Origin of the sequence: Klebsiella sp. GW_Kp181 (genome assembly GCF_040062315.1) — a bacterium.
GTDB lineage: Bacteria > Pseudomonadota > Gammaproteobacteria > Enterobacterales > Enterobacteriaceae > Klebsiella > Klebsiella oxytoca.
The window spans coordinates 17,667-36,982 of sequence record NZ_JBEAFR010000075.1; the positions used below are offsets into that span (position 1 = coordinate 17,667).

The 19,316-nt window shown below is 57.4% G+C and carries 14 protein-coding genes and 1 pseudogene; 9 read left to right on the forward strand and 6 right to left on the reverse strand.

The window, feature by feature from the left end; all coding sequences use genetic code 11:
- The 3 genes and pseudogenes from lsrD to lsrA form a co-directional block, all read right to left on the reverse strand.
- A pseudogene (gene lsrD / locus ABLV11_RS19205) lies at nucleotides 1-994 on the reverse strand (autoinducer 2 ABC transporter permease LsrD).
- Nucleotides 995-2,029 carry an autoinducer 2 ABC transporter permease LsrC gene (gene lsrC / locus ABLV11_RS19210; protein ID WP_126489579.1) on the reverse strand — a complete coding sequence of 345 codons (1,035 nt, stop codon included), beginning with the start codon at nucleotides 2,027-2,029 and terminating at the stop codon, nucleotides 995-997.
- On the reverse strand, nucleotides 2,026-3,513 hold the full coding sequence (gene lsrA, locus ABLV11_RS19215) for an autoinducer 2 ABC transporter ATP-binding protein LsrA (protein WP_023321659.1): 1,488 nt from the start codon (nucleotides 3,511-3,513) through the stop codon (nucleotides 2,026-2,028). The genes lsrC and lsrA overlap by 4 nt, the downstream gene beginning before the upstream one ends.
- A 219-nt stretch (nucleotides 3,514-3,732) precedes the next feature.
- Here lsrA and lsrR point away from each other — a divergent pair, with 219 nt between their 5' ends.
- The 3 genes from lsrR (at nucleotide 3,733) to ABLV11_RS19230 (ending at nucleotide 8,570) form a co-directional block, all read left to right on the forward strand.
- Nucleotides 3,733-4,704 carry a transcriptional regulator LsrR gene (gene lsrR, locus ABLV11_RS19220; RefSeq protein ID WP_004105944.1) on the forward strand — a complete coding sequence of 324 codons (972 nt, stop codon included), beginning with the start codon at nucleotides 3,733-3,735 and terminating at the stop codon, nucleotides 4,702-4,704.
- 38 nt (nucleotides 4,705-4,742) lie between these two features.
- Entirely contained in the window at nucleotides 4,743-6,335 is a 1,593-nt protein-coding gene (lsrK, locus tag ABLV11_RS19225; RefSeq protein ID WP_105889228.1) for an autoinducer-2 kinase, read from the forward strand.
- Nucleotides 6,336-6,548: 213 nt separating this feature from the next.
- Complete coding sequence (locus ABLV11_RS19230; protein ID WP_126489580.1) at nucleotides 6,549-8,570, forward strand: NADPH-dependent 2,4-dienoyl-CoA reductase; 2,022 nt, start codon at nucleotides 6,549-6,551, stop codon at nucleotides 8,568-8,570.
- A gap of 153 nt (nucleotides 8,571-8,723) precedes the next feature.
- On the opposite strand, the gene ABLV11_RS19235 is transcribed toward ABLV11_RS19230, so the two are convergent.
- The 3 genes from ABLV11_RS19235 to ABLV11_RS19245 all read right to left on the reverse strand — a co-directional run bounded on the left by ABLV11_RS19235 (nucleotide 8,724) and on the right by ABLV11_RS19245 (nucleotide 12,207).
- On the reverse strand, nucleotides 8,724-9,551 hold the full coding sequence (locus ABLV11_RS19235; protein ID WP_029496779.1) for a hypothetical protein: 828 nt from the start codon (nucleotides 9,549-9,551) through the stop codon (nucleotides 8,724-8,726).
- Nucleotides 9,552-9,628: 77 nt separating this feature from the next.
- Nucleotides 9,629-10,759: a 23S rRNA (guanine(1835)-N(2))-methyltransferase RlmG gene (gene rlmG, locus ABLV11_RS19240; protein ID WP_004115706.1), complete on the reverse strand. Its 1,131-nt coding sequence runs from the start codon at nucleotides 10,757-10,759 to the stop codon at nucleotides 9,629-9,631.
- A gap of 104 nt (nucleotides 10,760-10,863) precedes the next feature.
- On the reverse strand, nucleotides 10,864-12,207 hold the full coding sequence (locus ABLV11_RS19245; RefSeq protein ID WP_004105949.1) for a glycoside-pentoside-hexuronide (GPH):cation symporter: 1,344 nt from the start codon (nucleotides 12,205-12,207) through the stop codon (nucleotides 10,864-10,866).
- A gap of 107 nt (nucleotides 12,208-12,314) precedes the next feature.
- Here ABLV11_RS19245 and ABLV11_RS19250 point away from each other — a divergent pair, with 107 nt between their 5' ends.
- The 6 genes from ABLV11_RS19250 to sstT all read left to right on the forward strand — a co-directional run bounded on the left by ABLV11_RS19250 (nucleotide 12,315) and on the right by sstT (nucleotide 19,315).
- Nucleotides 12,315-13,181 carry an AraC family transcriptional regulator gene (locus ABLV11_RS19250; RefSeq protein WP_004105950.1) on the forward strand — a complete coding sequence of 289 codons (867 nt, stop codon included), beginning with the start codon at nucleotides 12,315-12,317 and terminating at the stop codon, nucleotides 13,179-13,181.
- A gap of 128 nt (nucleotides 13,182-13,309) precedes the next feature.
- The gene (locus ABLV11_RS19255; protein WP_053064444.1) at nucleotides 13,310-14,953 is read left to right on the forward strand and encodes a glycoside hydrolase family 43 protein; all 1,644 of its coding nucleotides are present in this window, start codon (nucleotides 13,310-13,312) and stop codon (nucleotides 14,951-14,953) included.
- A gap of 78 nt (nucleotides 14,954-15,031) precedes the next feature.
- Nucleotides 15,032-15,535, forward strand: coding sequence for a M48 family metallopeptidase (locus tag ABLV11_RS19260; protein ID WP_014839612.1), 504 nt, complete (start codon nucleotides 15,032-15,034; stop codon nucleotides 15,533-15,535).
- Between the two features lie 69 nt (nucleotides 15,536-15,604).
- On the forward strand, nucleotides 15,605-16,594 hold the full coding sequence (locus tag ABLV11_RS19265; protein ID WP_348855658.1) for a Gfo/Idh/MocA family oxidoreductase: 990 nt from the start codon (nucleotides 15,605-15,607) through the stop codon (nucleotides 16,592-16,594).
- A 250-nt stretch (nucleotides 16,595-16,844) separates the two neighbouring features.
- Nucleotides 16,845-17,813 carry a TerC family protein gene (locus tag ABLV11_RS19270; protein WP_004105962.1) on the forward strand — a complete coding sequence of 323 codons (969 nt, stop codon included), beginning with the start codon at nucleotides 16,845-16,847 and terminating at the stop codon, nucleotides 17,811-17,813.
- A gap of 254 nt (nucleotides 17,814-18,067) precedes the next feature.
- The gene (sstT, locus tag ABLV11_RS19275) at nucleotides 18,068-19,315 is read left to right on the forward strand and encodes a serine/threonine transporter SstT (RefSeq protein ID WP_004105963.1); all 1,248 of its coding nucleotides are present in this window, start codon (nucleotides 18,068-18,070) and stop codon (nucleotides 19,313-19,315) included.
- The last annotated feature ends 1 nt before the right edge of the window (nucleotide 19,316 follow it).

A 19,316-nucleotide genomic window follows, 5' to 3' on the forward strand; every position in this document is an offset into this window, starting at 1 on the left:
TTATGCTCCGATTGTCTTATGCGCGAGAAAGACGCCGCCAGGTCATCCGCACCCACTCACGGTGCAGACTCAGCGAACGCCCCATCACCACCACAACCAACAGCGCCCCTGACAGCGCGCTCGACACCTGGTTGGGGATGCCGACCATTTGCAAACCTTGTTGTAAATAGCCCACCAGCAGCGCGGCAAGCGCCGTGCCGACGATCGAGCCGGAACCGCCGTAGATATTGGCCCCGCCGAGCACTGCGGCGGTCAGCGCCGGCATCAGCAGGTCGCGGCCTAAGTCCGAGCGCGCCGAGCCGAAATAGGAGACCATTACCAGCGCCGCCACCGCCGACGCCACGCCCACCAGGCCATACAGCGCGTAGGGCATCCCGTTAACGGAAAGCGCGGCGTAGCGCGCGGCGCGCGGGTTCTGCCCGAGCAGAAAAAGGTGCCGCCCAAAGCGCCCGCGGTGGGCCAGCAGCCAGAAAAAAAAGGTGATAACGGCGAACAGCACCAGCGGTATTGGCAGGCCGAACAGGGTCAGATTGGCGAAGGCGGTAAAGCTATCCGGGAATCCGCCGATGCCTTCGTAGCCGGTCGCCCCGGCCATGCCCGAAAGCAGCAGCGCGCCGCCGCCGTAGAGGTACAGGGTGCCAAGGGTAATCACCAGCGGGCTAATGCCGGTGTAGTGAATCAGCGCCGCGTTCAGCAGCCCGCACAGCAGGCCGAGCAGCAGCGTCAGGGGGATCGCGAGGCTCATCGGCCAGCCCGCCTGCATCATCACCCCCAGCGCGATGGCGCACAGGCCGATGGTGGAACCGAGCGAAATATCAATCCCGCCGCTGATGATCACCAGCGTCAGCGGCAGCGCCACGATGCCGATGCAGATAAAGTCGCTGGTGCTGAACAGCAGCATATTGAGATCCAGCATGCGCGGATTCAGGGCGCCAAACAGCAGGATCTCCACCACCAGTAATCCCAACAGCGCGCTTTCCCAGTTGAGCTTCATTTACGCCACCTCTTTATTTTTGCGTTCAGGAAACGGGGCCACGCGCTTGCCCCCTTTATTGCCGGGCTGAAAGCGACTGTATTTCAGCGCCCGCTGATGGCGGGCCAGCGCCTGACGCAGCCGCCCGTCGAGCACCAGTACGCCGAGCAGCACCAGGCCGGCAATGAAGTCGTTCCACCACGCCGGGAGACGAAACAGCACCAGCACGGTATCGATTTGGGTGAGGAAGAAGGCGCCGAGAAAAGCGCCGAGCAGCGTGCCGGTACCGCCCAGCAGCGAGATCCCGCCGAGCACGCAGGCGGCGATGGCTTTCATCTCCAGGCCGCTGCCGGTCTGATTGGGCACAAATCCAATCTGCGCGGCGAACACAATCCCGGCGCAGGCCGCCAGCATGCCGTTAAGGGTGAATGCCAGCATCCGCGTGCGGTTCACCGCCACCCCAAGCTGGCGGGCAGCGGCAAGGTTATCGCCGACGGCGTAAAAATCACGGCCAAAGGCAGTACGCGATAGTATCCCGCCGCCCGCCAGCAGTAGCGCCAGCACCAGCCAGCCCAGCGGAGAAATGCCGATGAATGCCGGTTCCGACAGCGCTTTCAGGCTGTTCGGCAAACCTTCAATCCACTTACCGCCGGTCCACAGCAGCATCACCCCGCGATAAAGGCCGAGGGTGCCGAGGGTGGCGACAATCGCCGGGATGCGCAGCCCCACCACCAGCAGGCCGTTAAAGGCGCCAGCCAGCGCGCCGATCGCCAGCGCAAAGGCGATGGCGGTCATCAGCCCATACCCGCTATTTAGCGCCACGCCTGTCGCGATAGCGCTCAGGCCAACGGTGGAGCCCACCGAAACGTCAATATTGCGGGTGAGCATCACCAGCGTCGCCCCCAGCGCCAGCAGGCAAAGGATTTGCGAGCTGGCGAAAATCATGCCCAGGGTTTGTAAGCTGAAATAAGCCGGGTTGAGCGCCACCAGCCCGGCAAACAGCACCACGATGGCGAGGAAGGCGCTCAGTTCGCGATTCTTTAATAACGTTTTCATGCCTGCCCTCCGAAGGCCAGGGTCATCATCCGGTCAACGCTGACCGCCTGCTGCGCCAGCTCGCCGCTCTGCCTGCCCTGATGCATTACAATCACCCGATCGGCCAGGCCAACGAACTCGTCGAGATCGCTGGAGATCATCAATACCGCCACGTTCTGCGCGGCGACGCTTTTCAGCAGCTGATAGATGTCGGCGCGGGCGGAAACGTCCACGCCGCGGGTCGGTTCATCGACGATCAGCAGCAGCGGGTTAGCCTCCAGGCAGCGCGCCAGCAGTACCTTCTGCTGGTTACCGCCGGAGAGCGTGCGCACCGGGCGATCGCCATCGGCCATTTTGATCCCCAGCGCCCGGTGATAGCGCTCCACCACCGCCGCTTCGCGCCGGTTCTGCTGCCACAGCGACGGCTGGTTAAACATCACCGTGTTCCAGCGCACCGGCGCATCGAGAAACAGACCGGAAACCTGTCTGTCCTCCGGCAGATAGACCAGCCCGCTGGCCAGCCTGGCGCGCGTGCTGTCGCGGCTGATATCGCGGTTTTCCAGCCACACCCGCCCTGCGCGAGCTGGCCGCAGACCATAGAGCGTTTCAGCAAATTCGGTACGCCCGGATCCGACCAGCCCGGCGAGGCCGACGATCTCCCCGGCGCGGATCTCCAGATTGAGATCGATAAAGCCCTCTCCGGTCAGATCTTCGACCCGCAGCACCGGAAAATCCTGCGCCTGAGTGCGACGATTGCCCGGCAGCGCCAGCCACAACTTTTGCGTGTCGCTCAGGGCTCGATCGCGACTGACGGGCGTCATTGCGCCAATCAGCTGGTTGTCGCCGTAGTGCGCGGTTTCCCCGCTCAGCACCACCGCGCCATCGCGCATCACCGAGACGTGGCTGGCGACCTGGCGGATCTCCGGCAGCTTGTGCGAGATAAACACGATCCCGACACCGAGCGCCTGCAAAGAGCGGATCTGGCGAAACAGGCGATCGGTTTCTCCCGGCGTCAATGAGGCGGTGGGCTCATCGAGGATCAGGATCTGCGCGTCGCGCATCAGCCCGCGCAGGATCTCCACCATTTGCTGATCGGCCACTTCCAGCGTGCTGGCCGCCGCCTCAAGGTTAAGCTGGCAATTAAGCTGCTGAAGCTTTTCCTGCAGATGGGCCTCGTTATCCGCCCGCTTCGGCAGACGAAAAAGAATATTTTCCCGCACCGTCAGATTGGGGAATAACATCGGTTCCTGCGGCACCAGATACACGCCCTGCTGATGGGCCTGGGCGGGAGTAAGGCGCGCAAATGTACGTTCGCCGAGGATGAGCTCACCGCTGTCAGGGGTCTCTACCCCGGCAATAATCTTCATCAGCGTCGATTTTCCGGCGCCGTTGCCGCCCATCAGCGCGTGCACCTGGCCGGAAAGCAGCGTGAAATCAATATGCTTCAGCACGGTCACGCCGGAGAACTGTTTGCAGATTTGGCGAGCTTCAAGCAGTGGCTTCATCATCGCGCCTCGATTTGAACAAAAGATTTTTTAAATTAATAATGTTCAAAAGCGTAGACGGTGAACTATATTTACAACCGTGCAACGATCACAGTTTTATGCTTTCGATCGTTTGAATAAAACCAGCGAACAACGAAAGATCGGTTTTGCCAGTCGGCTCACATTTTCCGACCACGCAATAACGAACATATGATCTAAATTTTTATAAGAGTTCACTTTATGAGCGAAAAACGCATTACGGAAGAGAGCCGCTACGCCGGGCTGGCGTTAGCCGAGGAAGAGCTGGTGGCGCGAGTGGCGTGGTGTTACTACCACGACGGCCTGACGCAGAACGACATCGGCGAGCGTTTAGGGCTGCCGCGGTTAAAAATCTCCCGCCTGCTGGAAAAAGGCCGCCAGTCGGGAGTGATCCGCGTACAGATTAATTCGCGCTATGAGGGCTGTCTGGCGCTGGAAACCGAACTCCAGCAGCGCTTTGGCCTGAAAATCGCCCGCGTGCTGCCGGCGCTCAATACCCCGCCGATGAACACCCGCCTGGGGATTGGCGCGGCGCAATCGTTAATGGGCGTGCTGGAGCCAGGACAACTGCTGGCGGTGGGCTTTGGCGAAGCCACCATGAGCTGCCTGCAGCATCTGAGCGGGTTTATCGGTTCCCAACAGGTTCGGCTGGTGACGCTTTCCGGCGGCGTAGGTCCGTATATGACCGGCATTGGCCAGCTGGATGCCGCCTGTAGCGTCAGCATGATCCCCGCGCCGCTGAGGGTGTCATCGGCGGATGTAGCGGAGATCCTGCGCCGGGAATCGAGCGTACGCGATGTGATCCTGGCCGCCACGGCGGCGGATGCGGCAGTGGTAGGTATCGGGGCCATTGACCAGCGCCGGGACGCCACCATCCTGCGCTCCGGCTACATCAGCGAAGGCGAGCAGCTGATGTACGCCCGCAAAGGCGCGGTCGGCGACATTTTAGGTTATTTCCTGCAGGCCGACGGTAAACCGGTTGAAGGGCTGGAGATCCATCGGGAACTGCTTGGCGTCACCCTTGATGAACTGGCGCAGCTGCCGACTATCGTTGGCGTCGCCGGGGGCACAGAAAAAGCGCAGGCGATTTACGCGGCCCTTATCGGCAAGCGGATTAATGGCCTGGTAACGGAAGAGACAACAGCACGCGCGGTGCTGACGCTGGCCTCATAAATGGCCCTGCGCCGCGCAACACGAGCGAGGCGCATGTCATGAGTTACCTGTTAGCGTTAGATGCCGGGACCGGCAGCGTTCGGGCGGTCGTATTCGATCTCCAGGGCCGTCAGATTGCGGTCGGTCAGGCCGAATGGAAGCACCTGAGCGTTGAGAATGTCCCCGGCTCAATGGAGTTCGATCTCAGCGTCAACTGGCAGCTGGCCTGTCAGTGTATCCGCCAGGCGCTGGCCGCCGCCCATCTCTCTGCGGCGGATATTCAGTCCGTGGCCTGCTGCTCGATGCGTGAAGGCATCGTGCTTTACGACCGCAACGGCGAGGCCATCTGGGCCTGCGCCAACGTTGACGCTCGCGCCAGCCGCGAGGTGGCGGAGCTCAAAGAGATCCACGACGACCGTTTTGAATCCGAAGTGTACAGCGTGTCGGGGCAGACCCTGGCGCTGAGCGCCATGCCACGCCTGCTTTGGCTGGCCCACCATCGCCCGGATATCTACCGCAAAGCGGCGACCATCACCATGATCAGCGACTGGCTGGCGGCGAAGCTCTCCGGCGAGCTGGCGGTCGACCCTTCTAACGCCGGAACCACCGGCATGCTCGACCTGTTCAGCCGCGACTGGCGCCCGGCGCTGCTGGATATGGCCGGACTGCGGGCCGATATTCTCTCGCCGGTCAAGGAGACCGGCAGCGTACTGGGGGCGGTGACCGACGCGGCGGCGGCGCAAAGCGGGCTGCGCGCAGGCACGCCGGTGGTGATGGGCGGCGGCGACGTCCAGCTCGGCTGCCTGGGTCTCGGCGTGGTGCGCGCCGGGCAGACGGCGGTGCTCGGCGGCACTTTCTGGCAGCAGGTGGTTAACCTGCCGGAAGTCCGTACTGACCCGGAGATGAATATTCGCGTTAACCCGCACGTCATACCCGGCATGGCGCAGGCGGAGTCCATCAGCTTTTTTACCGGCCTGACCATGCGCTGGTTCCGTGATGCTTTCTGCGCAGAAGAGAAGCTCATTGCCGAGCGCCTCGGCGTTGACGCCTACAGCCTGCTCGAAGAGATGGCCAGCCGCGTACCGGCGGGTTCCCACGGGGTGATGCCGATTTTCTCTGACGCCATGCACTTTAAGCAGTGGTACCACGCTGCACCATCGTTTATTAACCTCTCCATCGACCCGGAAAAATGCAATAAGGCCACGCTTTTCCGTGCGCTGGAAGAGAACGCGGCAATTGTCTCCGCCTGCAACCTGGCGCAGATTTCGCAGTTTTCCGGCGTGCAGTTTGATAGCCTGGTCTTTGCCGGCGGCGGTGCAAAAGGGGCGCTGTGGAGCCAGATCCTCAGCGATGTCACCGGTCTGCCGGTGCGGGTGCCGGAGGTCCGCGAAGCGACGGCGCTCGGCTGCGCGATCGCCGCCGGCACCGGCGCTGGGCTATACGCCGATATGGCGACAACGGGTGAGAAACTGGTGAGCTGGTACCGGGAATTTACGCCTAATCCCGCGCATCGGGAACTGTATCAGGAGATGATGACCAAATGGCAGTCGGTGTACGCCGAGCAGCTCGGTCTGGTGGACAGCGGATTGACGACCTCCATGTGGCAGGCGCCGGGTCTGGCGCGCCGCGCGCGCGTTGCCCCCTCACCCTAAGCCTCTCCCCGACAGGAGAGAGAACAGTCCGGGCTTCACTGGCCCCCTGCGCTATTCCGCCCTTCTCCCTTTCCCGGTGGGAGAAGGGAGAACCTTCCGCCGTTCTTTGAATCCCATCACAATCGCCGCACTCCCCTTTTCCCTTTTTGCCCGCGGCGGCTAAATTAGTAACTCATCCGACCACATAACAATAATTTTACACTGGAAGAGATTATGAGCCGCTACCCGTCGCTTTTCGCCCCGCTTGAGCTGGGGTTCACTACGCTCAAAAACCGCGTGTTGATGGGCTCAATGCATACTGGCCTGGAGGAGCTCCCGGATGGCGCGCAGCGGCTGGCGGCTTTTTACGCCGAGCGCGCCCGCCACGGGGTAGCGCTGATCGTCACCGGCGGAATTGCCCCCGCCCCTTCCGGCGTCACCATGGCGGGCGGGGCGGTGCTTAACGACGCCAGCCACCTCTCCCATCATCGCTATATTACCGACGCGGTACACGAGGAGGGCGGCAAAATCGCCCTGCAGATCCTGCATACCGGGCGCTACAGCTACCAACCGAAGCTGGTGGCCCCTTCCGCGCTGCAGGCGCCGATCAACCCCTTTACGCCTCACGAACTGAGCCACGAGGAGATCTTACAGCTGATCGATGATTTTGCCCGCTGCGCCCAGCTGGGGCGAGAAGCCGGGTACGACGGCGTCGAAGTGATGGGCTCGGAAGGCTATCTGATTAACGAATTTCTTGCCGCGCGCACCAACCTTCGCGACGACCAGTGGGGCGGCGACTACGCCCGACGCATGCGTTTTGCCATAGAGGTGGTCAGAGCCGTACGGGAGCGCGCAGGCAACGACTTTATTATTATCTATCGTCTGTCAATGCTTGACCTTGTCAGCGGCGGCAGCACCCTGGCGGAAGTCACCGAGCTGGCAAAAGCCATTGAGGCCGCAGGGGCAACGATTATCAATACCGGTATCGGCTGGCACGAGGCGCGTATTCCCACCATCGCCACACCGGTACCGCGCGGCGCCTTTAGCTGGGTCACCCGTAAGCTGAAAGGCGCGGTGTCGATCCCGCTGGTCACCACCAATCGGATTAACGATCCCGATGTGGCGGAAGCGATCCTGGCTCGCGGAGACACCGATATGGTATCGATGGCCCGCCCTTTCCTCGCCGACAGCGAATTTCTCTCCAAAGCACAAAGCGGACGGGCGGAAGAGATCAATACCTGCATCGGCTGCAACCAGGCCTGCCTCGATCGGATCTTCGCCGGCAAGGTCACCTCGTGCCTGGTCAACCCGCGCGCCTGCCATGAAACCCTGATGCCGATAGCGCCCGCGACCACGCCGAAGCGGCTGGCGGTGGTCGGCGCTGGTCCTGCCGGGCTGGCCTTTGCGGTTAACGCCGCCTCGCGCGGACATCAGGTTACCCTTTTTGATGGTCATTGCGAGATTGGCGGCCAGTTTAATATCGCCAAACAGATCCCCGGCAAAGAGGAGTTCTACGAAACCCTGCGCTACTATCGCCAGATGCTCGATCTTCACGCTGTCGATCTGCGATTGAATACCCACGTCACGGCCGGGGATCTGCGGGCATTTGATGAAATCGTCCTCGCCACCGGGATCGCCCCGCGGATGCCGGATATCGCCGGGATCGAGCATCCCAAAGTGCTGAGCTACCTCGATGTCCTGCGCGATAAAGCGCCGGTAGGCGAGAAGGTGGCGATTATCGGCTGCGGCGGGATCGGCTTTGATACGGCCATGTACCTCAGCCAGTCCGGCATTGCCACCAGCCAGAATATCGGCGAGTTCTGTGCAGAATGGGGGATCGATACCAGCCTGCAGAACGCCGGCGGACTGCGCCCGGAGGGGATGCAGCTGGCTAAAAGCCCGCGCCAGATCGTGATGCTGCAGCGCAAAACCAGCAAGCCCGGCGACGGGCTGGGGAAAACTACCGGCTGGATCCATCGCGCTACCCTGCTGGCCCGCGGCGTCAAAATGATCCCCGGCGTCAGCTATCAACGGATCGATGATGCCGGCTTACATGTGACGATCGGCGGCGAATCTCAGGTGCTTAACGTTGATCATGTGATTATCTGCGCCGGTCAGGATCCCCGCCGCGAGCTGGCCGATCCGCTGCGGGCGGCGGGTAAAACGGTACATTTGATCGGCGGCTGCGACGTGGCGCTGGAGCTGGACGCCCGGCGGGCTATCGCTCAGGGCACCCGGCTGGCGCTGTCGATTTAAACGTTCATGCTCAGACAATCGCGAGCGCCATAGGTCAACTCGCGATTGTCATTTCCCTGCGTGAGTCGGTACATCACTATCGCCCCAGCCTGATACAAACGGCAATCTTGATATTGCTGGCAGCGATAGCTTCACTCAGCGATTTTCCCCATCTTAAAATTGACAGTCTTTTGGCGTAAACGACAGGTCACGCGTCTCATACCCCTGCGCAAAGCGGACTATCATTTTTAAATCAAGCGAGCTCGCCACATCGTTGGCGCAATAACGCGAGTAAAGTTTTTTAGCGTGCGCGTAGTAGAGCGCCATCGGTAAATCGGCCAGCTTTGTCTGGCGAACATGGTGTTCAACAATCAAGGTGTGCTGATCAAAATAGATGTCGGTGAGGGAAGTATTATTATCGATTTTTATCGGCAGCGGGATCTTACTCTTATCTTCCATGACCGATTGATAAAACGCCTGCCAGAGGATATTGCGGGTGTGCTTCTGCGCCTGTTTCAGGCCCAGACAGGATGAATGGAAAAGCACGAGCACAATGAGATACAGCGTTAACGTTCGCTTATTAATATATGTACTGTCATCAATCCCGATGACTTTATGTTTACGCCGCATCCAGCAGGCAATGATTCCGCGGCAAAAACAGAGTAACCAGATCGTGGTCCCTGCCAGCCAGGCCACATTAAAGCTGCGTCCGGGCGGAAATAACTCCACCGCCAGTTGATCGATAAAATAAAGAACCAGCGCCATGGCAGCGCAGGCGCGGCTATATTTATAGATTCCGAAGGCCATTGCTGCCCACAGGACAGCGAATAGCAGATTATACCCTCCACCGGTATTATCACTAAACCCGAGCCAGCCAGAGCCAGTGATGTATATATAAACTATGCATTGTATAACGCAAACAAATACGGCAGGATGCCTGCCTAAGACAATTTTGCGCGGAGTGGCGGCTCCGTTATTGTATTCATCTTCCTGATGATTCATATTAATAATCCCTGTCCGATTAATATAAATAAACAGGCCATAGCGGCCTGCTTATCCAGGAACGAGATTATTATCTTTTAACGCGCCTTACGCAATTTCACCGCTTTTAAAACCACAAATTTATTATTGGTGGCGATCGTCGTGCAGTTACCGAACGCGCGCTTCAGCTTGCGGAAATAATCGAGGTGGCGGTTACCGACGACATACAGCTCGCCGCCGTACTTCAGGCTACGACGGGCATCGTTAAACATCTGCCAGGCAATATGATCGGTGATCGCATGCTGCTGATGGAACGGCGGGTTGCAGAGGATGGCGGCGAAGCGGTCCGGTTCAATATCGGACAGCGCGTTATTCACCATAAACTCGCAGCGCTCGAGGTCATCCGGCAGATTGGTTTCGACGTTCAGTCGGCTGGAAGCGACCGCCATATAGGACTCATCGGTAAACATCACCCGGGCGTCGGGGTTTAAAGCCAGCGCTTTCAGGCCAATCACGCCATTGCCGCAGCCGAGATCGGCGATCTCGCCTTCAATATTTACTGGCAAGTGTTCCAGGAAGAAGCGCGCGCCAATATCCAGGCCGCTGCGGGCAAACACATTGGCGTGGTTGTGAATCGTCCACGGTGTACCGTCCAGCTGCCAGCTGTAAGTTTGCGGCGCATCGGCTACCTCAGGCGCGGTAAAGGTACAGAAAATCAGCCGCGCCTTTTTCCAGGCCAGCGATGTGGTGGTGGTGCCAAGGATTTTCTCAAACAGCGCCAGGGTGGAATTGTGGACGTCGCGAGCTTTCGCAGCGGCAATGATGCGGGTTTCTGGCGTGACAACCGCGCGCAGAGCGCGCAGCTGCTGCTCCAGCAGCGCCAGCTGTTTTGGTACTTTAATGAGCACCAGTGCCGGAGCTGCGGGCAGTTCGCTCAAGGGATCCTGAAAACGTACGCTCTCTTCATCAATGCCGTTCATCCGCAGGTTGTAGCGGGTCGCCAGCTCAGAGACGTAGGAATCGTTGATGCTGACCGGATTGCGTTCCGCCAGCGCGCAACCCAGCGCGCCGAAGCTGTCATTGAAAATGAGCGTCAGGCCGTCGACATCATTCACCTGTTGCAGCAGATATTCATCCGCCGCTTCCCACGCCTGAAGCGCTTCCTCTTCAGCATTCGGCGGGAACCGCTCTAATGTGAATAACTCACCGTTTAACTCTACCTGGCTCATCGCCTTTGTGCCTCCGGAACTCTAAAACCCGCGAGTTTATACGCAAACTCCGCCCAGTAGAATAGAGATGCGCCGATTATCTCCTTCTTCCGGGCGATAGCCCGTTACGCCGGGAGGTCGTCCTGCGCCATGCGCGACAGGCGCTTATCGTCCAGACTATATTTGCTCATGATAACAATCAGCAGCGCCACCAGCACGCCGGGGAAGACGGTAAACAACAGCTTAATCATCTGCAGCGCGGACTCGGTTTGCTGGGCTGCGCCGCCGACGTAGTCGCCCCAGGCCAGCATATAGCCCACCAGCGCGCCGCCGATGGCGATCCCCAGCTTGATGGCAAACAGGTTCGTTGAAAAAACGATCCCGCTGAGCTTTTTACCGCTGCGTTTTTCTTCCGCATCGATGATATCGGACAGCATGCTCCACTGCAGCGGCGTGGCGGCCAGCTGAATAATATTGATGATAATCACCAGCGCAAAGATAGCGGCTACGTTCCCCGCCGGGACGAAGTACATGCCCGTCAGCAGCGCCGCCTCGATGGCCATCGAGATTTTAAACCCTTTCACTTTATCAATATTTTTAAAGATAAACGGTGAGAGCATCGCCCCCAGCACGCCCGAGGCCAGGGTGGTGGTCAGCAGCAGGCTACCCAGATCCGCCCGCCCCATAATGTTGTTGACGTAATAGAGCGTGGTCCCGCCTTTAAACAGCACCGCAATCAGGTTAACGACGTTGAGCGCGAACAAAATGCGCCAGTCCTTGTTGGCGAGCAGAGTTTTTAGATCGTCAAGAATGCTGCTTTGGTTGTTGACCGCGATATCCGTGGTGTAACGCTCTTTCGTCAGGCCAAAACAGATAAAGAACAGGATGATGCTCAGGCCCCCCATTACGATCATGGTGTAAAAATAACCGTTTTGTACGTTCCCCTGGCCCAACCACGCCACCAGCGGTAGCGCGGTCAGCGAAACAATCAGGCCGCCAAGCGTACTGAGCGCAAAGCGCCAGGACTGGAGCGATACGCGCTCGCGGGAGTCGTTAGAAATATTATTGATCATCGCGCAATACGGAACGTTAATCGCCGTATAGACCAGCGATAATAAGGTATAAGAAACATAGGCATAAATGAGCTTGCCGGTATAGCCGAAATCCGGCGTATAAAAAGTTAAGCAGCAAAGAACGCCAAAAGGAATGGCGAACCATAAAATATAAGGACGGAATTGCCCATATTTAGTTCGGGTACGATCCGCCACCGCCCCCATTAATACATCGGTCACCGCGTCTAATACCCTTACCGCGAGAAACATGGTTCCCATATGCGCCGGACTTAAACCAAATACATCGGTATAAAACCAGGCCATAAACAGCATCACTGTTTGCCAGACTAAATTACAGCCGGTATCCCCTAACCCATAGCTAAATTTTTCTTTAATACTGATACGGGCAGTGTTCATCGCGCCTCCGCCAGAAACATCGTTAATATTTGTCCTCTGTACGTTATTGCGAAGGGCCTACCGATTATGTATAAATCATCCTGTTAAATATAAGAAGAGTGTACCCGATGAGTGACGAATCTCCCGTTTTCGAAAAGATCCCCGTGGGCGCCGGCGAGCTATTTACCTTACGGGTAGATAACATAAATGATTTCAATGGCATAAACGTAGTCCCCCATTTTCATATGATGGACGAACTGATGTGGTTCAGAGAGTCGGCAGGCAGCTATTCGATTGGTGATGAGAAATTTACGATAAAAAACAATACCCTGGTTTTCGTCCCTGCCTTATTGATCCATGAAATGACGCTGCCGGCCGCTGCCAGCCACAAGCGTTATCTTATGCAATTCGAAAAAGAGTGGCTTGAGGGATATGACCTGTCGCTACCCGCCGCGCACTGCGGCGCAGTCGCTTACCTTTCCGGCGAGGAAGCCGAGCGTCTGGAGCTGCTCCTGAGCTGGTGCGGCGAGTTCAGCGACTTTGCCGATTCGCTGTTCCGTTCCCTGATGCAGAGCGTGCTGCTGCATGCCTTTAACAGCCTGAAAGATTCCGTCCCCATTACCGAACGGACCAACCACCGCTACCTCAGCGAGCTGATTGAACTTCTGCAATCCATTGATGAAAATGAAAATTTTGAGATGACGACAGAAGAAGCCGCCCGCCGCTGCCGGTGGTCGAAATCCTGGTTTTCCCGCACCTTTAAATCCGCCTTCGGTATCAGCTTCAAAAAATTTATGCTGCTGCGAAAACTCAATATCGCTATCAACCTGCTGACCAATACCGACCTGAAGATCAGCGATATCTCGCAAAGCGCCGGCTTCACCGACAGCGCCTACTTCTGCCTCAAGTTTAAGGAGATGATGAACGACACCCCGCTGGCCTTCCGTCATAAAGTCAGAAGCACCGATGCCGTAGGCAGCCGGGCGGAGAAATAACGCGGTTTTGTGAGCGCCGTCACCTGATAAGTAGACGTTTATTATATAAATAGCCAGAGTCTATATATCCCCTTTGCTATCGCCTGTTTACAATCATCGCTATATTTTGCGCATTAAGGGTAAATACGATGATTCAGAATCCTGTTTTTAAAGGTTTTAATCCGGACCCCAGTATCTGTCGGCGCGGCGATGATTATTATGTAGCTGTCTCTTCCTTTGAATGGTTTCCCGGCTTGCCGATTTACCATTCGAGAGATCTCAAACATTGGCAATTACTCACCCACGTTCTCACCGATGATACGAATCCGGATTTAAAAAAGCTGCCCTCCGCCAAAGGTATTTGGGCGCCAAGCCTTACCTGGTGTGAAGAGGAAAAGCTGTTCTACGTTATTTATGGCGTAATGAATTCCATGAATTCGCGTTATTTTGATGTAGATAACTATCTTATTACCGCCAGTGAAATCAGCGGCCCGTGGAGTGAGCCGGTTTATCTTCACTCGGCCGGCTTCGATGCTTCTATCCTGCACGACAGCGACGGTAAAAAATGGATCGTTTCACTGGAGTGGGAAACCCGCGAAGGTTACGAAAAACCGGGCGCCATTTGCCTGGTGGAGTATTCACCGCAAAGGCAAAGCGTTGTCGGCTATCCGCAGCGGATCTGGCGCGGCGGGACCGATCGCGGTTGTATAGAAGCACCGCATTTGACGCGCCGCGGCGACTATTACTATCTGATGGTCGCTGAAGGCGGCACCGGTTACGGCCATGCGGTCACTATGGCGCGCGCAACGCAGGTCGCTGGCCCCTATGAAGGCGATCCGCAAAATCCTATCGTCACCGCCTGGCCGGAGAATTTTAACGAGCGCCACGATGCAGGTCATCTCAAACCACACTACTTCAATCCGCAAACCTATCTGCAAAAGGCCGGGCACGGCAGCTACGTCGAGACCCCGACGGGGGAAGTCTGGTTAACCCACCTTTGCAGCAGACCCTTCCGCCAGGAGTTGCGCTGCCCGCTAGGCCGCGAGACGGCGATACAAAAGATGGTATGGAGCGACGATGGCTGGCTGCGCATGGCGGCCGGGGGGAACCTCGCTCAGCACCAGGTGGAAGAGTCTAATCTGCCTTCTCAGCCGTTTCCGGCTAAACCAGACAGGGATGATTTTGATGGGCAGACGCTGGATAACGCCTTCTATGCGCCGCGGATCCGCTTTCAGCGCTTTACCAGCCTTGAGCGTAAAGCGGGTTACCTTGCCTTACGCGGTCAGGAGTCGCTGAGCTCGCTGAATAAAGTCAGCCTGCTGGCGAAAAAGCTCACCTCGGTATACGCCACCATCACCACGAAAATGGATTTCAGCCCGGAGATTTATCAGCATAGCGCGGGCCTGGCGCTTTACTACGACAATATGAACTATCTGTTTTTGCATAAAACCAGGGATGAAGCCTCCGGCGCAGCGCAGCTGGCCATCATTTATATGGACAACGGTGAGCGTCACGACGACCCGCAGAAAATCTGCCTTACGGAGGGGGAAATCTATCTGGCGATGGCGATTAATGGCCGGGAGATACAGTGCTCGTGGTCCGTGGATGGCGAAAAATACCTCAACATCGGCGCGGTCTACGACACCTCGCGTTTTTCCGATGAATACAGCCGCTATGGCGAGTTTACCGGCGCGTTTGTCGGCATGGCCTGCGTGGATAGCATGCTGCATCGTAAAGAGGCGCTGTTTGACTTCTTTAGCTACCGGGCGGTCGAAGACGCGATAATCGAGTAACGCTGCCTTTCTGGCATCCTGCCCGCGCGGGGTGCTAGAATCCGCGGCTGTTGTCGCTGAATTACGCAAACAGGCCGCATGAGCACTTTAACCTATCTCCAGGGCTACCCTGAATCCCTGCTGGCGCAGGTCACCGCGTTAATCGAACAGAACCGTCTCGGCGAGGTGCTGAAAAAGCGCTATCCGCAGGGCCACGATATCAACAACGATAAAGCGCTGTATCAGTACACCCAGGATCTGAAGTCCCGCTATCTGCGCGGCGCGGCGCCTATTAACAAAGTAATGTACGACAACAAGATCCACGTGCTTAACAACGCGCTCGGCCTGCATACCGCCATCTCCCGCGTTCAGGGCGGCAAGCTGAAGGCCAAAGCCGAAATTCGCGTCGCCACCGTCTTTCGCGATGCGCCGGAGGATTTTCTGCGGATGATCGTGGTGCACGAGCTGGCGCACCTGAAGGAAAAAGAGCACAACAAAGCGTTCTATCAGCTGTGCTGCCATATGGAGCCGCAGTACCATCAGCTGGAGTTTGATACCCGCCTGTGGCTGACCCAGCTTTCGTTAGAGCGTTCTGCGCCATAGCGCACTGGTTTTGTCATGATGGCGTGTTACAGTGACGAAAGGTCCCTTTTACGGAGTTCGTCAACGTTTATGATACGTTTCGCAGTTGTTGGCACAAACTGGATAACCAAGCAGTTTGTCGATGCCGCCCATGAAACCGGCAAATATAAACTCATCGCCATCTACTCCCGCAGCCTTGAGCAAGCCCAGGCTTTCGCCAGCGACTATCCCGTCGAACATCTCTTCACTTCGCTGGAAGATTTAGCGCAAAGTCCTGACGTTGACGCGGTCTATATCGCCAGCCCAAACTCGCTGCACTTTCCGCAAACCCGCCTGTTTCTGCGCCATAAAAAGCACGTCATTTGCGAAAAACCGCTGGCCTCGAATCTGCAGGAAGTGGAAGCCGCCATTAAGACGGCGCGGGAAAATAACGTGGTGCTCTTCGAAGCGTTCAAAACCGCCAGCCTACCAAACTTCCTGCTGCTTAAACAATCATTCGACAAGATCGGCAAGCTGCGCAAAGCCTTTATTAACTACTGCCAGTACTCTTCCCGCTATCAGCGCTATCTCGACGGTGAAAATCCCAACACCTTCAATCCGGCCTTCTCTAACGGCTCGATTATGGACATCGGCTTTTACTGCCTGGCCTCGGCGGTCGCGCTGTGGGGCGAGCCTCGCGCGGTGCACGCAACCGCCAGCCTGCTGGAGAGCGGCGTCGATGGCCAGGGCACGGTCGTTCTCAGCTACGGGGATTTTGATGTCACTTTGCACCACTCAAAGGTCAGCGACTCGGCGATCCCCAGCGAAATTCAGGGCGAAGCCGGCGCGTTAGTGATCGAAAAAATCTCCGAATGCCAGAAAGTGTGTTTCGTGCCGCGCGGCGGCAAGCCTCAGGATCTCACCCAGCCGCAGCATATCAATACGATGCTGTATGAAGCGGAGGAGTTCGCGCGTCTGGTCGAAGCCAACGAGGTGGTTCATCCGGGTCTGGAAGTGAGCCGCATCACGGCGAAGCTGCTGAGCGAAATTCGTCGCCAGACCGGGGTCGTGTTCCCGGCGGATAGTCAACCGGTGGCGTAAAGCTGTGTAAATGGTCCGTCGGCCTCCATTGACGCCATTTATAACCTGTAATACTTTGTTACGCGCAAAGGGGAGTAACTTCCTTGCCGGCCGATCGTCATTACGATGCGTGAAAAACCGCATCCGGTCGCCGGGCAACAGATTCTTGTTGTAAGTGAGACCTTGCCGGAAGGCGAGGTCTATGCATAAAAGCGCAGCGGCTGCCGTCTTCCGACGTCAGCCGTTTTGTTTTTATGTAAGGAAAATAGTAATGAATACTGTCGGCACACCGTTGTTATGGGGCGGATTCGCAGTGGTCGTGGTCATTATGCTGGCTATCGATCTGCTGCTGCAGGGACGGCGTGGTGCACATAGCATGACCATGAAGCAGGCCGCTGGCTGGTCAATTCTCTGGGTTACCCTCTCGCTGCTGTTTAACGCCGCTTTCTGGTGGTATCTGGTGCAGACCGAAGGTCGCGCCGTGGCCGACCCGCAAGCGCTGGCGTTCCTCACCGGCTATCTGATTGAAAAAGCGCTGGCCGTGGATAACGTCTTCGTCTGGCTGATGCTGTTCAGCTACTTTGCCGTTCCGCCTGCGCTACAGCGCAGAGTGCTGGTTTACGGCGTACTGGGCGCGATCGTGCTGCGTACGATCATGATCTTCGCCGGTAGCTGGCTGATCTCTCAGTTTGAGTGGCTGCTCTACGTCTTCGGCGCCTTCCTGCTGTTTACCGGCGTGAAGATGGCCCTGGCGAAAGAGGATGATTCCGGGATCGGCGATAAACCGCTGGTGCGCTGGATCCGCAATCATCTGCGCATGACGGATAAAATCGAGGGTGAGCGCTTCTTTACCCGCAAAAACGGCGTTATCTACGCCACGCCGCTGCTGCTGGTGCTGATCCTGGTCGAGCTGAGCGACGTTATCTTTGCCGTGGACAGTATTCCGGCCATCTTCGCCGTGACCACCGATCCGTTTATCGTGCTGACCTCCAACCTGTTCGCGATACTTGGCCTGCGCGCGATGTATTTCCTGCTGGCGGGCGTCGCGGAGCGCTTCTCGATGCTGAAATATGGCCTGTCGGTGATTCTGGTGTTTATCGGCATCAAGATGCTGATTGTCGATTTCTTCCATATTCCTATCAGCATTTCTCTGGGCGTGGTCGGCGGTATTCTGGTGCTGACCCTGCTTATCAACGCCTGGGTCAACAAGCAGAACGATAAGAAAAAACAGCTGCAATAAAAGGTAAACGACCGGGTGAAGACCCGTTTCACCCGGTCGGCAACGTTCGCCGCGCATTATTCTTACTCATGTCACAAAATAGTTAATGCATAGTTAAAAAATAAGATCTCAGCGCGATAAACAGCATTTTACCCTTCCCCAATAGCGTTCTTTCCGTATACTCAACCAGGCAAACATCTATTTACATCCGGACATAAACGTTACAAATAATACGTAGCCGGGACGGACAGCGACATCACTGGAAGGAATGAATTATGGCAACTCCATCACCCCGATCGACCCTGCTACGGCGGCTGGCTCAGGGCAGTCTGGTCAAACAAATTTTAATCGGTCTGGTACTCGGCGTACTACTGGCGACGGTCTCAAAACCGGCCGCCGTCGCGGTTGGACTACTGGGTACGCTGTTCGTCGGCGCGCTGAAAGCGGTAGCGCCGGTGCTGGTATTGATGCTGGTTATGGCCTCCATCGCCAATCATCAGCAGGGGCAAAAAACCAGCATCCGCCCGATTCTGTTCCTCTATCTGCTGGGGACTTTTGCCGCCGCGTTAACCGCGGTGCTGTTTAGCTTCCTCTTTCCGTCAACGCTGCACCTGAACGCAGCGGCAGAGAGCATTACTCCGCCGTCGGGCATCGTTGAAGTCCTGCGCGGGCTGCTGATGAGCATGGTTTCTAACCCGATTGACGCCCTGTTGAACGCTAACTACATCGGGATTCTGGTCTGGGCCGTCGGTTTAGGGTTCGCGCTGCGCCACGGCAATGAAACCACCAAAAATCTGATCAACGATATGTCCCACGCGGTGACCTTTATCGTTAAGGTGGTGATTCGCTTTGCGCCGCTGGGTATCTTTGGGCTGGTCGCGTCAACGCTGGCGACGACCGGGTTTGAAACCCTGTGGGGCTACGCCCAGCTGCTGCTGGTGCTGGTTGGCTGTATGCTGCTGGTGGCGCTGGTGATTAACCCGCTGCTGGTGTTCTGGAAAATCCGCCGCAATCCCTATCCGCTGGTGATGACCTGCCTGCGCGAAAGCGGCGTATACGCCTTCTTTACCCGCAGCTCCGCCGCCAACATTCCGGTGAATATGGCGCTGTGCGAAAAGCTTAATCTGGATCGCGATACCTATTCGGTCTCTATTCCGCTGGGCGCGACCATCAACATGGCCGGCGCGGCGATTACCATTACGGTACTGACCCTGGCGGCAGTGCACACGCTGAACGTTCCGGTCGATCTGCCGACCGCGCTGCTGCTCAGCGTCGTTGCTTCGCTGTGCGCCTGCGGCGCTTCCGGCGTGGCGGGCGGGTCGCTGCTGCTGATCCCGCTGGCCTGTAATATGTTTGGTATCCCGAACGATATCGCCATGCAGGTGGTCGCCGTCGGCTTTATTATCGGCGTCCTGCAGGACTCCTGCGAAACCGCACTGAACTCCTCAACCGATGCGCTGTTCACCGCTGCCGCCTGTATCGCTGAAGACGAACAGCTGGCGAAGAACGCCCTGCGCAGTTAAT